A 14,248-nucleotide genomic window follows, 5' to 3' on the forward strand; every position below is an offset into this window, starting at 1 on the left:
ATAATTCAGGCAGGGTCCGTGATGCCGAGGTCCGCTGTATGCCTGATGAACTGCTCCACCTGCCCGCGATCCAGCGCATTCTGGCCCGCGACAAGGACGCCCCCGGCGCCCTGTTGCCGATCCTGCATGCCATCCAGCACGACATCGGCTTCATCCCCGATGCCGCTGTGCCCGAAATTGCCCATGCCCTGAACCTCAGCCTGGCCGAAGTGCGTGGGGTAATCAGCTTCTACCACGACTTCCGTACTTCACCGCCGGCGCGCCACACCCTGCGCCTGTGCCGCGCCGAATCGTGCCAGAGCCGCGGCGCCGAGGCCCTGGCCGCGCAACTGCGTGACCAGTTGGCGCTGGACGACCACGGCACCAGCGCCGACGGTGCCATCAGCCTGCGCCCGGTGTATTGCCTGGGCGCCTGCGCCTGTTCACCCGCGCTGGAACTGGACGGCAGGGTGCATGCACGGCTCACCCCTGAGCGCCTGCGTGCATTGGTAAACGGTTGCCGGGAGGACGCAGCATGCTGAAGCTATACATCCCCTGCGACTCGGTGGCCTGCGCCGTGGGTGCCGACCAGGTTGCCGAGGCCTTGCAACGCGAGGCCGAGCGGCGCCAGTTGCCGCTGGATATCCAGCGCACCAGTTCCCGCGGCCTGTATTGGCTGGAGCCACTGCTGGAGTGCGACAGCGCGCAAGGGCGCCTGGGCTTTGGCCCGCTCACCCCGCAGGATGTACCGTCATTGCTCGATGCCTTGGCGGGTGAACCCGGTGGCCACTCGCTGGCGCTGGGCCCGGTCGATGAAATCCCGTACCTGAAGACCCAGCAGCGCCTGTTGTTCGCCCGCGCCGGCATCACCCGCCCATTGTCGCTGGATGACTACCGCAGCCAAGGAGGCTTTGCCGGCCTGAAGGCTGCCGTGGCAATGGACGGCGCCGAGGTGGTTGCTGCGGTGCTGGATTCCGGCCTGCGTGGTCGTGGCGGTGCGGCGTTCCCTGCCGGTATCAAATGGCGCACCGTGCGCGATGCTGGTACCGGGCAGAAATACGTGGTGTGCAACGCCGACGAGGGCGACTCCGGTACCTTCGCCGACCGCATGCTGATGGAAGGCGACCCGTTCCTGCTGATCGAAGGCATGATCATTGCCGGCCTCGCCGTAGGTGCCGACAAGGGCTACATCTACGTGCGTTCGGAATACCCCGACGCCATTCGCGTGCTCGGCCAGGCCCTCGTCATCGCTCGTGACGCAGGCTACCTGGGTGCCGACGTAGCCGGCAGCGGCAAGGCCTTCGAGCTTGAAGTGCGGGTGGGCGCCGGTGCTTACATCTGCGGCGAAGAAACGGCGCTGCTTGAATCCATCGAAGGCAAGCGCGGCATCGTCCGCGCCAAGCCACCACTGCCAGCGTTGCAAGGCCTGTTCGGTCTGCCCACGCTGGTGCACAACGTACTCACCCTGGCGTCGGTGCCCATCATCCTGGCCAAGGGCGCAGCGTTCTATCGCGATTTCGGCATGGGCCGCTCGCTGGGCACCATGCCGTTCCAACTGGCTGGCAACATCCGCCAAGGTGGCCTGGTGGAACGTGCATTCGGCCTGACCCTGCGCGAGCTGGTGGAGGGCTATGGCGGTGGCACGGCCAGTGGCCGACCGCTAAAGGCCGCGCAGGTCGGTGGCCCGCTCGGCGCCTGGGTGCCCCCCAGCCACTTCGACACTCCACTGGACTATGAAGCCTTCGCTGCCATGGGCGCGATGCTCGGCCACGGCGGTGTGGTGGTGGCCGACGACACCCTGAACATGGCCAGCATGGCGCGCTTTGCCCTGCAGTTTTGCGCCGAGGAATCCTGCGGCAAATGTACCCCGTGCCGCATCGGCTCAACCCGCGGCATGGAAGTGGTCGACCGGTTGATCGCGACCAGCGATTTTACCGAACGCCACGATCAGGCCCTGCTGCTTCGCGACCTGTGCGACACCATGCAGTACGGCTCGCTGTGCGCCATGGGCGGCATGACCGCTTATCCTGTGGCCAGCGCCCTCAAGTACTTCCCCGCCGATTTCGGGCTGACCACCACGGAGGCTGCGCAGTGATCAATTTCTTCGACCCGGCTTCTGATAAAAGCAGCGACCTCGGCACCCCGGCCCGTGACAGCGACGTGCAGGTCAGCCTGAGCATCGACGGCCGTGCCATCAGCGTGCCTGCGGGCACTTCGGTGATGCGCGCTGCGGCCATGCTCGGCACCAGCATCCCCAGACTCTGCGCCACCGACAGCCTCGAAGCCTTCGGCTCTTGCCGCATGTGCATGGTGGAAATCGAAGGCATGCGCGGCTACCCGGCATCCTGCACCACCCCGGTCAGCGAAGGCATGGTGGTGCGTACCGAAACCCCGCGCCTGGCCGGCCTGCGTCGCAACGTGATGGAGCTGTACATCTCCGACCACCCGTTGGACTGCCTGACCTGTTCGGCCAACGGCAACTGCGAGCTGCAGACCGTGGCCGGCCAGGTGGGCCTGCGCGAGGTGCGCTATGGCTACGACGGTGCCAACCACCTGGCCGAGAAAAAGGACGTTTCCAACCCTTACTTCGACTACGAGCCGAGCAAGTGCATTGTGTGCAGCCGCTGCGTGCGGGCCTGCGAAGACATCCAGGGCACCTTCGCCCTGACCATCACCGGGCGGGGCTTTGAATCGCGTGTGGTGGCGGCGGGCGGTGACAACTTCCTGGCTTCCGAGTGCGTGTCGTGCGGGGCCTGCGTGCAGGCCTGCCCGACTGCAACCCTGACCGAAAAGAGCCTGGTAGAGCTCGGCCAGCCCGAGCGTTCGGTGATCACCACCTGCGCCTACTGCGGTGTCGGTTGTTCGTTCCGCGCCGAAATGAAAGGCGACCAGCTGGTGCGCATGGTCCCGGACAAGAACGGCGGCGCCAACCATGGCCACGCCTGCGTCAAGGGCCGTTTTGCCTGGGGCTACGCCACCCATCCGGACCGCATCACCAAGCCGATGATTCGCAAGCGCCTGGAAGACCCGTGGCAGGAGGTGAGCTGGGACGAAGCGGTGACCTACGCAGCCAGTGAGTTCCGCCGCATCCAGTTGAAGTACGGGCGCGATTCCATCGGCGGCATCACCTCCAGCCGCTGCACCAACGAAGAAGCATACCTGGTGCAAAAACTGGTACGCACGGCATTTGGCAACAATAACGTCGATACCTGCGCGCGGGTATGTCACTCGCCCACCGGCTATGGCCTGAAGCAGACCCTGGGCGAGTCGGCGGGCACGCAAAGCTTCGACTCGGTGATGCAGGCCGACGTTGTGCTGGTGATCGGCGCCAACCCCACCGACGCCCACCCGGTGTTTGGCTCGCAACTCAAGCGGCGGCTGCGCCAAGGCGCACGGCTGATCGTGATCGACCCACGTCGCATCGACCTGGTCGACTCACCCCATGCCCGCGCCGACTTGCACCTGCAATTGCGCCCGGGTACCAACGTCGCCATGCTCAACGCCCTGGCCCACGTGATCGTCAGCGAAGGCCTGCTGGCCCAGCGCTTCATCGATGCCCGCTGCGAAACCGAGGACTTTGCCCACTGGCGCGATTTCGTCAGCCAGGCCGACAACGCCCCTGAAGTACTTGGCCCGGTGTGCGGCGTGCCTGCCGAGCAGATCCGCGCTGCCGCACGGCTGTATGCCACTGGCGGTAACGCGGCAATCTACTACGGCCTGGGCGTGACCGAGCACAGCCAAGGCAGCACCGCCGTGATGGGCATCGCCAACCTGGCCATGGCCACCGGCAACATCGGCCGCGAAGGGGTGGGGGTGAACCCGCTGCGCGGACAGAACAACGTGCAGGGCTCGTGCGACATGGGTTCGTTCCCGCACGAGTTGCCCGGCTACCGGCACATTTCCAACGAGAATGTGCGCGCCGAGTTTGAACGCGCCTGGGGTGTGACCTTGCAACCTGACCCGGGCCTGCGTATCCCCAACATGTTTGAAGCCGCGCTGGATGGCAGCTTCAAGGCCCTGTATTGCCAGGGCGAGGACATCGCCCAGAGCGACCCCAACACCCAGCATGTCACGGCGGCGTTGCACGCCATGGAATGCGTGGTGGTACAGGACATCTTCCTCAACGAAACGGCCAAGTTCGCCCATGTATTCCTGCCGGGCAGCTCGTTCCTGGAAAAGGACGGCACCTTCACCAATGCCGAGCGGCGTATTTCGCGGGTGCGCAAAGTCATGGAACCGCTGGCCGGCAAGGCCGACTGGGAAGCCACCGTGGCCCTGGCCAATGCCCTGGGCTCCCCGATGAACTATCGTCACCCGTCCGAGATCATGGACGAGATCGCGCGCCTGACGCCCACGTTCCGCCGCGTCAGCTACGCCGAGATCGACCGTCATGGCAGTTTGCAGTGGCCGTGTAACGACGCTGCGCCCGATGGCACGCCGACCATGCACATCGACCAGTTTGTGCGTGGCAAGGGGCGCTTCATGCTCACCGGTTATGTGCCCACCGACGAAAAGGTCAACAACCGCTACCCGTTGCTGTTGACCACCGGGCGCATTCTTAGCCAGTACAACGTCGGCGCCCAGACCCGGCGCACCGGCAACGTGGCCTGGCATGATGCCGACCGCCTGGAGATCCATCCTGCCGACGCCGAAAGCCGAGGCATTCAGGACGGTGACTGGGTCGGTATCGGCAGCCGCGCCGGGCAGACTGTACTGCGCGCCAAGGTCAGCGCCCGGGTGGCGCCGGGGGTGGTGTACACCACCTTCCACTTCCCCGAGTCGGGGGCCAACGTGATCACCACCGATAACTCCGACTGGGCCACCAACTGCCCGGAATACAAGGTGACGGCGGTGGAGGTGGTGAAAGTGTTCCAGCCTTCGCAATGGCAGAAACGTTATCAGGACTTCAGTGATGAACAGCGGCGCCTGCTGAAGGAACGTCGCACGACCGAGAAAGCCGAGGTGCGCCGATGAGCAGCGACAACCTGGTCAAGATGGCCAACCAGATTGCCCATTACTTCGACAGCGAGCCGAACCGGGCGCTGGCGGTGCAGGGGGTACGTCAGCATTTGCATAGCTTCTGGACGCCGGCGATGCGTCGGCAGCTGGCAGAGTGGATTGCCGCCAATGAAGGGGAGGGGCTGGACCCGAAGGTGCGCGAGGCGTTGGCCTAGCGGCTGTTGCTGATTGGGGCCGCAAAGCGGCCCCACTATCAGCCTCGGGCTAATTCGGCCTGGTGCGCGATGGCTTCTTCGCTCTTGAGCACCAGCACATCACCCTCAAGCGAATCCAGCACCACCTCCGACGTATTACCAATCAACGCCCCGGTAATCCCCGTGCGGCACACGGTGCCGATCACCGTCACCACGGCATCGAGCCTCTGCTCGAAATGCGGGATCAGCACATCCGCCGGCCCTTCAGCCACATGCAGGCGCTCATCGCTGATGTCGTACTCAGCCTGGAATGCCTTGCACGCTTCGCGGTACCGTTTTTCGATGGTCTCGCTCAGCTGATAAGCCGGGTCCGAGGCCGACAGCATCGGTGACGGGTGGGCACTGACGACATGCAATTCGCCCTTGGCCAGCTTGGCAATCTCAAACCCATGGTCAACGATGCTGGCATGCAGGCGGCGGTGGTCTTCGTCCTGGTTGCCCACGTCTACAGCGGCCAGGATCACGCCCCCGGTCCAGGGCCGTTCACTTTTGACCATCAGCACCGCACACGGGCACTGACGCAGCAATTTCCAGTCACTGGGGGTGAGCAGGGCTTTTTTCAGCGGGTTGTCCGGGCGGTGCTCCTTGATCACCAGCTCGCAGCCCTCGGCCTGCTGCACGTAGACGATGGTGTCGTGCAGGTTGCCGCGCCAGGCCTCTTCATGGGTAACATTGTCGTAGCCGTCATCGTGCAGCTGGCTGCTCAACAGGCTCAGCAGCGCATGGTGGTCATGCCGCTTGTCGCACATCAGCAGGTGCAGGCGTGCGTCGGTGACGCCGGCGATCAGCTTGGCCCGGGTCAGCGCCCGGCTGTGGGCGTGCTCGGGGTCGAGGACGACGAGGATGCTGCGGACGGCTTGCATGGGCGTTAGCTCCCTTCAAAGGTGGCGACCAATGCCTGACTATAGACGGCGCACCCCCCGCTGGCGCTTGATGTACATCAACAAGCATAGTCACTGGCGCCGCCCGCCGCCGCCGGTATAATCGCCAGCCCTGCCTGTTCTGTGTGGTTGCACGCTTATGTCCCTGATCCCCGAAATCGACGCCTTTCTTGGCTGCCCGACGCCAGACGCCTGGATCGAAGCGGCGCTCGCCGACCAGGAAACCCTGCTGATCGACCACAAGAACTGCGAGTTCAAGGCCGCCAGCACCGCCTTGAGCCTGATGGCCAAGTACAACACCCACCTCGACCTGATCAACATGATGTCGCGCCTGGCCCGCGAAGAGTTGGTGCACCACGAGCAGGTATTGCGCCTGATGAAACGCCGTGGCGTGCCGCTGCGCCCAGTCTCGGCGGGGCGCTATGCGTCGGGGCTGCGCCGCTTGGTGCGCGCCCATGAGCCGGTAAAACTGGTGGATACGCTAGTGGTGGGCGCGTTCATCGAGGCACGCAGCTGCGAGCGCTTTGCCGCGTTGGTGCCGCACCTGGATGAGGAGCTGGGCCGCTTCTATCACGGCCTGCTGAAAAGCGAAGCGCGCCATTACCAAGGCTATCTGAAGCTGGCGCACAACTATGGTGATGAGGCAGACATTGCCCGCCGGGTTGAACTGGTACGCGCTGCAGAAATGGAGCTGATCCAGTCACCGGACCAGGAGCTGCGCTTCCACAGCGGTATCCCGCAGGCACTGGCCGCCTGATTCGCACCAGGCGGCCGGGGCTTCAGTTGCGTCGGCCCAGCAAAAGGCCCACCACCAACCCCAGGCCGGCTGAAATGGCCACGGTCTGCCAGGGATGGCCACCGATGTAGTCCTGGGTGGCGTCCACCACCGGTTGCGCTTTGTCCCGCACATTGCCAGCGGCCTGGCGCGCCTGTTTCAGTTTGAGGCTGACCTGCGCTCGCAGGGTTTCTGCTTCTTCGCCCACCAGGGCGGCACTTTCGGTCAGCAGTTTTTCCGATTCTTCGATCAGCGATTGCAGCTCGCTGAATACCTGGTCCTTGATCTGATCGCTGTCCGCCAGCGTGGCGTTTTTACGGGCCATGAACTCGTCCTCGTTGATGGGGTGGTCTGAACAATGGATGCCGCTGCGTCGGGAAAGTTGCGGCGGCTTTCCGATGTTGCGTTGCCTGGGTGTAAGATAGCGGCCATTTTCAAACCTGCAGGTACCTTCATGAGTTTCAATCTGGCCAACATGAGCTTCGAGGAACGGGCGCAGATCGAGGCAGAGAAGGCGCGGCTGTTCGACCTGTGGCAGAACAACCTGGGCAAGGCCAAGGGCGATGCGGCCCGGCTGATTGCCGAAAAGCCGCGGCGCAAGGGCAAATGGGCCGAGTGGGTGCGCGCCGAACTGGATGGCATGTCGCCGCCCGAATACGCCAGCATGGTACGCAGCGAAGTCAACAAGCTGATGGCCGCCGCCAGCGCCAACCGCTGAATACAACCCGCCGGGTGCTTACCAGTAGGCACCCTTGGGCAGGTCCAGCTTGCCCTCGTCGGTAAAGCGCACGGTCCCCAGCAAACCGCCCGCCAGCTTGCCGCGCAGCTTGTAGGGCAAACCCTTCAGCGAGTCCACCGTGCCCAGCCCATAGGCCTGGCGCAGGAAGGAAAACGCCGTGATGCTCACCGGCACCACGATCACTGCTTCGTCATAACGGCCAATGTGCCCCTGCTGGTCGCTGACCCCGGCGGCCAGCGGCTGGCCGTTCACTTCCAGGTTCAGGGCAATGCCGTTGTAGTCGATGGGCGATTCGTTGGGGTTTTGTACCCGCATTTTCACCGCCATGCGCAGCTCCAGTTCCTGCCCTGGTAGCGGCTCGATGCCGATCACGCTGATGTTGACCGGGTCACGGGGCTGGAACAGTGCGCAGGCGGCCAGGCCATAGGCCATCAGCAGGACGAGAAACACGCGGATACAGCGGTGCAGGCGGGCAGTCATTGAGGGCGACCTTGCCAGAGTGAGCGAATGGTCAGTGTGGCAAATGCGCGTCGGCGTTGAAAGTATCCTTGCAGATGAAAGATACTGTTTCTCATTAACGCCCGATAACTCATCCTACTGGCTGCTCTTCAAACCATGCTGACGTCACCCGTGTCGGGCCTGCTGGCGACTTTCCAGGAGCACTACGACGACCTGTTGCAGTTCCTGACCCGGCGCATGAACGACCGCCAGCGCGCCGCCGACGTGGCGCAGGAAACCTACCTGAAGCTGGTAAAAGTCGATGAGCAGGCGGTACCGGTGTTGCACGCCCGCAGCTTCATCTTCCGCGTGGCAGGCAACCTGGCAATCGATGCCTTGCGCCGCGAGCAGCGCCTCGCTGCCAGCCACGACGACTGTGATGGAGCAACCGATCTGGCTTGCCCGGCGCCAGCGCCCGAGGCGACTTTACTGGCCCGCGAGCGCTTGCAAATCCTCGACGATGCGTTGCTTGAGCTGCCCGACAATGCCCGCCAGGCGTTGCTGCTGAACCGCATCGAAGGCCTGACCCAGGCGCAGATTGCGCAGCGGCTGGGGGTTTCCGAGAGCATGGTGGCCAAATATATCGGCCAGGCCCTGCGCCATTGCCGCGACTGGCTCAAGCAGGCCGGTGTGGCTGCCTCCGTGGTGTTGCTGGTCGCCGCAGTGGCGGGCTGGCAGCAGGCGCCGATGCTGCTGGCGGACTACCACACCGCAGTGGGTGAGCGGCAGGTGATTACCCTGGCGGACGGCACGCGGGTGACGCTGAACAGCGCCAGTGCGCTGAGTGTGGTGTTCAATGAGCACGAACGGCGGGTGGTGCTGGATGCAGGTGAGGCCCTGTTCGAGACCTCGGAGGACCCGCGGCCGTTTGTGGTCGATACGGCTGGTGAGCCGGTGCAGGGAGGTGCGGCCACCTTCAGCGTACGCCGCGATGGCCGCGTGGTGTTGGCAAGCGGTGAGGCCAAGGTTGGCGAACATGAACTGGCGGTGGCGGCCGATGCCGGTGCACAAATGGCCTGGCAGCGCGGCAAGCTGATCTTCAACGGAAAACCGCTGGGGCAGGTGCTGACCGAGCTTGAGCGTTACCGGCATGGGCGCATCGTGCTGTCCGATAGCAAGCTGGCGGCGATGGAGGTGAGCGGGGTGTTTGACCTGGACGAGCCTGAGGCACTGTTGCGCACGCTTGAGCAGCGGTATGGGCTGAAGGTCACCTATCTACCGTGGCTGGCCGTGGTTCATTGATCAGCCTGTGCGGGCCTCTTCGCGGGCTCGCCCGCTCCCACAGGTCCAATACCTCTTTTGAGTTCTGTGGCGCACCTGTGGGAGCGGGCAAGCCCGCGAAGAGGCCGGCCCAGGAAAAATAATTTCATTTGGCACTGCAAGTTCCTGCAAGCCAGATCGTCGTAGTGGGACTGATCAGCAACCCATTCTCATTTACGACTTGTCAGGAAGCTCATTCGTGCCTCTGATGCTCAAGCCCTTGTACCGCCGTCGCGGTCCTCTTCACCACACCTTGATGTCCTGCAGTGCCCTGGCCATGCTGCTCGGCCCCCTGCATGCATCGGCCGCGACCACTGCCGAACAGGCCCAGATACAGGCTCGCCAGGTTCAGCTCGACTTGCCGGCCCAGCCACTGGACCAGGCCCTGACCACCTTCGCCGACCAGGCCGGCCTGCATTTGCTGTACACCACCGGCGATGTCGCAGGCGTTGCCAGCCCCGCCTTGCACGGCAGCTACAGCGTCGAGCAGGCCCTGCAGCAGTTGCTGGCAGGCAGCGGCATGAGCTGGCACTTCAGCGACGCCCGCACTGTAACCCTGCGCAAGGCCGATACGGCGCCACAGGCGGTCAACCTCAAGCCGATCGAGGTTAGCGTGGCCTCGCGCACCAGCACCGCAATCAGCGAAATCCCCGGTACTGTCTGGGTGGTCGACCAGCAGCAGCTGCGCGAGCAGATCGACAGCGGTGTCAGCCTGAAGGAAGCCATCGGCAAGCTGGTACCGGGCCTTGACCTGGCGCCGGAAGGGCGCACCAACTATGGCCAGAACATGCGCGGGCGCAACGTGCTGGTGATGATCGACGGGGTCAGCCAGAACAGCTCGCGCGGCCTGTCGCGCCAGTTCGACAGCATTTCGCCGTTCAACGTCGAGCGTGTTGAAGTGCTCTCCGGTGCCAGCGCCATCTACGGCGGCGGCGCCACCGGCGGTATCATCAACATCGTGACCAAGAAGGGCGAGCCCGGCCCGGCGCGCTTCGAAACCCAGCTGGGCGCCAGCAGCGGTTTCAACAACAGCGATGACCTGGCCACGCGCTTTGCCCAGTCGATCAGCGGCGGCAACGAGCGGGTCAATGCCCGGTTGGGCATCTCTGGTGAGCAGAACGAAGCCTTCTACGACGGCGCCGGTGATCAGATTTTCATCGACAACACCCAGACCGATTTGCAGTACAACCGCACCATCGATGTGCTCGGTACCCTGGGGTTGCAGTTGAATGACCAGCAGAGCCTCGACCTGCTGGCCCAGTACTACGACTCGGGCAACCACGGCAGCACTGGCATTTACTTCCCCAACCTTAATTACAACGCGCCGTCCGACCTGGAAGACGCTGAACTGCGCAGCGGCTACTCGTCCGACCTGGAACCGCGCACTCGGCGCTTGCTGCTCAACGCCAACTACCACCACGCCGACGTGCTGGGCCAGGACTTCTACCTGCAGGCCTCGTACCGCAAGGAAGACGACAACTTCTACCCGTTCCCGTACTACAACCGCGCCACGCCCACCGGATCGCGCGGGGTGTACTTCGCCGCTTCGCAGCAGAACTTCGAGGTCACCAGCCTGAAGGGCCTGTTTGCCAAGCAGTGGGATACGCTGAAGCTGACCTACGGCGTCGACCTGGACCGTGAGCGTTTCAACGCCGAGCAGACCACGTTCAACGCCCTGACCTCGTCCGAGTCGGGCGGGCTGGAGATGGAAAAGGACAGCAAGGCCCCGCGTTACCCCAGCTACCGCGTCGATGGTGTGTCGGTGTATGCCCAGCTGGACTGGCACGCCACCGACAACCTCACCGTCTCGGGCGGCGCCCGTCGCCAGCAGATGGATGTGGACGTCAGCGACTTCAAGGGCGTGCCCGGCGGCAGCAACGATTACCAGGTCAACCTGTTCAATGTCGGTGCCATTTACGACTTCAAGAACGGTCACCAGGTGTGGACCAACTACGGCGAAGGCTTCGACCTGCCGGACCCGGCCAAGTACTACGGCAAGCCGGGCCTGAGCGTGGCCGACAACCCGCTTGCCGGTATCAAGAGCCGCCAGGTGGAACTGGGCTGGCGCTATGCCGACCTGGATTGGGATGCCCAGGCGGCGCTGTACTACATCTGGTCGGACAAGATCATCAACGTCGACTCGCAAACGCTGACCATCAACGTGGAAGAGCAGAAGAGCCGCGATTTTGGCTTTGAAGGTGCATTGACCCGGCACTTCCAGACCGGCTGGGAGGCGGGTGGCACCTTGCACCTGACCCGCTCTGAAGAAGAGGCTGCCGATGGCGGCTGGATCAAGCGCGATGCCCGTTATGCCTCGTTGTCCAAGGCCACTGCATTCGTCGGCTGGAAGGGCGATGGCCGCAGTGCGCGGCTGCAGGCCAACCATGCCTTCAGCCTGAAGGACGATGCCGACCACGAGATCGACGGCTACACCACCTTCGACCTGCTGGGCAGCCAGGACACCGGCTTTGGCACCTTCAGCGCCGGTATCCAGAACCTGCTGGACAAGCAGTACAGCACGGTCTGGGGGCAGCGTGCGACGCTGTTCTATTCGCCAACCTACGGGCCGGCCTACCTGTATGACTACCAGGGACGCGGGCGCACCTACACCCTGACCTGGAGCATGGCTTACTGACCCTGGTCCCAGGGCATACATCCCCTGTAGGAGCGGCCTTGTGTCGCGAAAGGGGTGCGAAGCGCCCCCAGGATTTCAGCTCCGCAGCACATATTGCCGGGGCCGCTTTGCGGCCCTTTCGCGACACAAGGCCGCTCCTACAGGACGGCGCAGGCGTCGGGCTTTGGGCGAGCCCGCGAAGTGGCCAGTTCAGGCAAACGCTGCCAGCAAATCCTGCGCAAACGCCTGCTGTGCCTCACCCACCGACTGTGCCCTGTGCCGTGCCAAAGTAAATGGCACAACAAAATCCAGCCCTTGGTCCAACGCCCACAACAGCCCCTCGGCCTCCCAGGCCTGTGCGCAGTGGCATGGCAGATAACCAATATGCTGCCCCGATAAAATAAACGTCAGCACGCTCTCGATCTGTTCCGCCACTGCCATGCTGCGCCGGCTCTGGAACGGTTCACCCCCTTTCAGGAACCGGTAGGGATGGCGCACCTGGTCCATCTCCAGCAAGCGCTCAAGCCCAATATCGGCCTCGCCAAACAGCACATGCCCCTCGCCGCAATACAGCCGTTGCCGCTCCTCGAACAGCGGTTGGTAATCGAAAGCCGCCTGGTTGCCGGAAAAGTAGCTGATGGCGTAATCCAGCCGCTGCTCCAGCAACAACCGCTCCAGCTCTGCCGGGGGGGCGCTGATCAGCTCCAGTTGCACCGACTCATCTCGCCTGCGGAACGCCGCAATCGCCGCCGCCAGCTTCAGGCTTACGGCCTTGTCCTGGTTTTCTGCCATGCCGACGCGCACCGTCCCCAGCAGCCGCCCGGCAACGCCGTTGGCCTGTTGGCGAAACTGCTCGATATTCAGCAGCAGCCCACGGGCCGCCTCCAATAGCAACGCGCCTTTTTCCGTCAGCTGAAAACCACCCTTGCCGCGGCTGCACAGGCGGTAACCCAGGCGCGCTTCCAGCTGCGCCATGCGCTGGCTAATCGTGGGCTGGCTCAACCCCAGCACGCCTTGCGCGGCGCTGAAGCCACCGGCCTCGACTACAGTGACGAACAGCCGCAGCAGGTGCAGGTCGGGGTCGTGTACTTGTCCGAGCATTACATCGCTCCTGGTGAATGTCAGCTTTGCAAACTTGTCATTCCTGCAATGTAACCCGGCTGGCATGCTCGCGGCATCCACCCATTTGCCGAGGTGTCCGCCATGCGTCGATCGTTGTGCCTGTTGTCCCTGGTCCTGGCTTTGCCGCTGCAAGCCGAAGAAAAGGTCGTCAACCTCTACAGCTGGGCCGACTATGTCGCCCCGCAAACCCTCAAGCGCTTCGAACAGGAAACCGGCTACAAGGTGCGTTACGACACCTTCGATACCACCGAAGTGCTGGAAACCAAGCTGCTTACCGGTGGCAGTGGCTACGACGTGGTGGTGCCATCGTCTACCGTGCTGGCCCGGGCGCTCAGGGCCAACGCCCTGCAACCGCTCGACCCCCAGGCCATGCCCGGCTACAGCAACCTCGACAAGGACCTGCTGGCCAAGCTCGCCGAGGCCGACCCCGGCAACCGCCACGCCGTGCCGTACACCTGGGGCACCCTGGGGCTGGGTGTGAACGTGGAGGCCGTACGTCAGCGCCTGGGTGACGTGCCACTGGACAGCCTCGACCTGCTGTTCAAGCCCGAATACGCCAGCCGCCTGAAGGACTGTGGCATCGCCATGCCCGATTCGCCGCAGGAAGTGATTGGCGTGGCCCTGAACTACCTGGGCAAGGACCCTTACAGCCAGAACAAAGAGGATCTGGCCGCCGCGCAGCAACTGCTGAGCCAGTTGCAGCCCTCGATCAGTTACGTCGCCAATGGCCGGCAGATCAGCGACCTGGCCAACGGCAGCGTGTGCCTGGCGCTGACCTACAACGGCGATGCCGCGATGGCTGCCGACCAGGCGCGCCGCGCCGGCAAGCCGTTCGAGCTGATTTACCGCATCCCGCGGGAAGGCACGCTGGTGTGGCAGGACAACCTGGTCATCCCCAAGGACGCCCCCCATCCCGAGGCGGCCCGGGCGTTCATTGCCTTCATGCTCAAGCCTGAGTCGGTGGCCGCGCTGACCAACACCCTGTTCTTCGCCAACGCCAACCAGGCGGCCACGCCATTGGTGGACGAGGCGGTGCGCAACGACCCCGACATCTATCCGCCGGCTGAAGTGCGACAGCGTCTGTTCGCCGACCGCAGCATGGCCCTGTCCGACCTGCGCCAGCGCAACCGGCTGTGGACTGCCTTCCGCACCCGGCAGTAACCCATG

General features: G+C 64.0%; 13 protein-coding genes. 9 read left to right on the forward strand and 4 right to left on the reverse strand.

What is annotated here, in order from left to right; genetic code table 11:
* Positions 1-38: 38 nt before the first annotated feature.
* Genes ACQKPZ_RS14775 through ACQKPZ_RS14790 form a run of 4 tightly spaced genes read left to right on the forward strand, consistent with a single transcriptional unit; the run spans position 39 to position 5,153 of the window.
* On the forward strand, positions 39-521 hold the full coding sequence (locus ACQKPZ_RS14775; RefSeq protein WP_427539237.1) for a formate dehydrogenase subunit gamma: 483 nt from the start codon (positions 39-41) through the stop codon (positions 519-521).
* Complete coding sequence (locus ACQKPZ_RS14780) at positions 515-2,074, forward strand: formate dehydrogenase beta subunit (RefSeq protein WP_427539240.1); 1,560 nt, start codon at positions 515-517, stop codon at positions 2,072-2,074. Before ACQKPZ_RS14775 ends, ACQKPZ_RS14780 begins: the two co-directional genes overlap by 7 nt.
* Positions 2,071-4,953: a formate dehydrogenase subunit alpha gene (gene fdhF, locus ACQKPZ_RS14785; protein WP_427539243.1), complete on the forward strand. Its 2,883-nt coding sequence runs from the start codon at positions 2,071-2,073 to the stop codon at positions 4,951-4,953. Before ACQKPZ_RS14780 ends, fdhF begins: the two co-directional genes overlap by 4 nt.
* On the forward strand, positions 4,950-5,153 hold the full coding sequence (locus ACQKPZ_RS14790) for a formate dehydrogenase subunit delta (RefSeq protein ID WP_391132459.1): 204 nt from the start codon (positions 4,950-4,952) through the stop codon (positions 5,151-5,153). The genes fdhF and ACQKPZ_RS14790 overlap by 4 nt, the downstream gene beginning before the upstream one ends.
* 38 nt (positions 5,154-5,191) lie before the next feature.
* Here the strand turns inward: ACQKPZ_RS14790 and ACQKPZ_RS14795 are convergent, their stop codons facing one another.
* Positions 5,192-6,055: a universal stress protein gene (locus ACQKPZ_RS14795; protein ID WP_427539246.1), complete on the reverse strand. Its 864-nt coding sequence runs from the start codon at positions 6,053-6,055 to the stop codon at positions 5,192-5,194.
* 157 nt (positions 6,056-6,212) lie between these two features.
* Between ACQKPZ_RS14795 and ACQKPZ_RS14800 the strand changes: the two genes are divergently transcribed.
* Entirely contained in the window at positions 6,213-6,830 is a 618-nt protein-coding gene (locus ACQKPZ_RS14800) for a tRNA-(ms[2]io[6]A)-hydroxylase (RefSeq protein ID WP_012271474.1), read from the forward strand.
* A 22-nt stretch (positions 6,831-6,852) separates the two neighbouring features.
* Here the strand turns inward: ACQKPZ_RS14800 and ACQKPZ_RS14805 are convergent, their stop codons facing one another.
* Entirely contained in the window at positions 6,853-7,173 is a 321-nt protein-coding gene (locus ACQKPZ_RS14805; protein WP_300023274.1) for a DUF883 family protein, read from the reverse strand.
* A gap of 129 nt (positions 7,174-7,302) precedes the next feature.
* Between ACQKPZ_RS14805 and ACQKPZ_RS14810 the strand changes: the two genes are divergently transcribed.
* Positions 7,303-7,566 carry a hypothetical protein gene (locus ACQKPZ_RS14810; RefSeq protein ID WP_427539249.1) on the forward strand — a complete coding sequence of 88 codons (264 nt, stop codon included), beginning with the start codon at positions 7,303-7,305 and terminating at the stop codon, positions 7,564-7,566.
* An 18-nt stretch (positions 7,567-7,584) separates the two neighbouring features.
* Here the strand turns inward: ACQKPZ_RS14810 and ACQKPZ_RS14815 are convergent, their stop codons facing one another.
* Complete coding sequence (locus tag ACQKPZ_RS14815; RefSeq protein WP_427539252.1) at positions 7,585-8,067, reverse strand: LEA type 2 family protein; 483 nt, start codon at positions 8,065-8,067, stop codon at positions 7,585-7,587.
* Positions 8,068-8,202: 135 nt separating this feature from the next.
* Between ACQKPZ_RS14815 and ACQKPZ_RS14820 the strand changes: the two genes are divergently transcribed.
* Positions 8,203-9,327 (forward strand): sigma-70 family RNA polymerase sigma factor, encoded by a 1,125-nt coding sequence (locus tag ACQKPZ_RS14820; RefSeq protein ID WP_427539255.1) that lies wholly within the window; start codon positions 8,203-8,205, stop codon positions 9,325-9,327.
* A 226-nt stretch (positions 9,328-9,553) separates the two neighbouring features.
* On the forward strand, positions 9,554-11,980 hold the full coding sequence (locus ACQKPZ_RS14825) for a TonB-dependent receptor (RefSeq protein WP_427539317.1): 2,427 nt from the start codon (positions 9,554-9,556) through the stop codon (positions 11,978-11,980).
* 189 nt (positions 11,981-12,169) lie between these two features.
* Here the strand turns inward: ACQKPZ_RS14825 and ACQKPZ_RS14830 are convergent, their stop codons facing one another.
* Complete coding sequence (locus tag ACQKPZ_RS14830; RefSeq protein WP_427539258.1) at positions 12,170-13,060, reverse strand: LysR family transcriptional regulator; 891 nt, start codon at positions 13,058-13,060, stop codon at positions 12,170-12,172.
* A gap of 102 nt (positions 13,061-13,162) precedes the next feature.
* On the opposite strand from ACQKPZ_RS14830, the gene ACQKPZ_RS14835 reads away from it, so the two are divergent.
* Positions 13,163-14,242: a polyamine ABC transporter substrate-binding protein gene (locus ACQKPZ_RS14835; protein ID WP_391132447.1), complete on the forward strand. Its 1,080-nt coding sequence runs from the start codon at positions 13,163-13,165 to the stop codon at positions 14,240-14,242.
* Positions 14,243-14,248: the final 6 nt, after the last annotated feature.

It is taken from the genome of Pseudomonas sp. NPDC089547, from assembly GCF_050280665.1.
In the GTDB taxonomy this organism is placed as follows: Bacteria; Pseudomonadota; Gammaproteobacteria; order Pseudomonadales; family Pseudomonadaceae; genus Aquipseudomonas.

Coding starts and splice junctions, on each gene's coding strand:
- ACQKPZ_RS14775 (WP_427539237.1), top strand. CDS start 39: ATGCCTGATGAACTGCTCCACCTGCCCGCGATCCAGCGCATTCTGGCC.
- ACQKPZ_RS14780 (WP_427539240.1), top strand. CDS start 515: ATGCTGAAGCTATACATCCCCTGCGACTCGGTGGCCTGCGCCGTGGGT.
- ACQKPZ_RS14790 (WP_391132459.1), top strand. CDS start 4,950: ATGAGCAGCGACAACCTGGTCAAGATGGCCAACCAGATTGCCCATTAC.
- ACQKPZ_RS14795 (WP_427539246.1), bottom strand. CDS start 6,055: ATGCAAGCCGTCCGCAGCATCCTCGTCGTCCTCGACCCCGAGCACGCC.
- ACQKPZ_RS14800 (WP_012271474.1), top strand. CDS start 6,213: ATGTCCCTGATCCCCGAAATCGACGCCTTTCTTGGCTGCCCGACGCCA.
- ACQKPZ_RS14805 (WP_300023274.1), bottom strand. CDS start 7,173: ATGGCCCGTAAAAACGCCACGCTGGCGGACAGCGATCAGATCAAGGAC.
- ACQKPZ_RS14810 (WP_427539249.1), top strand. CDS start 7,303: ATGAGTTTCAATCTGGCCAACATGAGCTTCGAGGAACGGGCGCAGATC.
- ACQKPZ_RS14815 (WP_427539252.1), bottom strand. CDS start 8,067: ATGACTGCCCGCCTGCACCGCTGTATCCGCGTGTTTCTCGTCCTGCTG.
- ACQKPZ_RS14820 (WP_427539255.1), top strand. CDS start 8,203: ATGCTGACGTCACCCGTGTCGGGCCTGCTGGCGACTTTCCAGGAGCAC.
- ACQKPZ_RS14825 (WP_427539317.1), top strand. CDS start 9,554: ATGCTCAAGCCCTTGTACCGCCGTCGCGGTCCTCTTCACCACACCTTG.
- ACQKPZ_RS14830 (WP_427539258.1), bottom strand. CDS start 13,060: ATGCTCGGACAAGTACACGACCCCGACCTGCACCTGCTGCGGCTGTTC.
- ACQKPZ_RS14835 (WP_391132447.1), top strand. CDS start 13,163: ATGCGTCGATCGTTGTGCCTGTTGTCCCTGGTCCTGGCTTTGCCGCTG.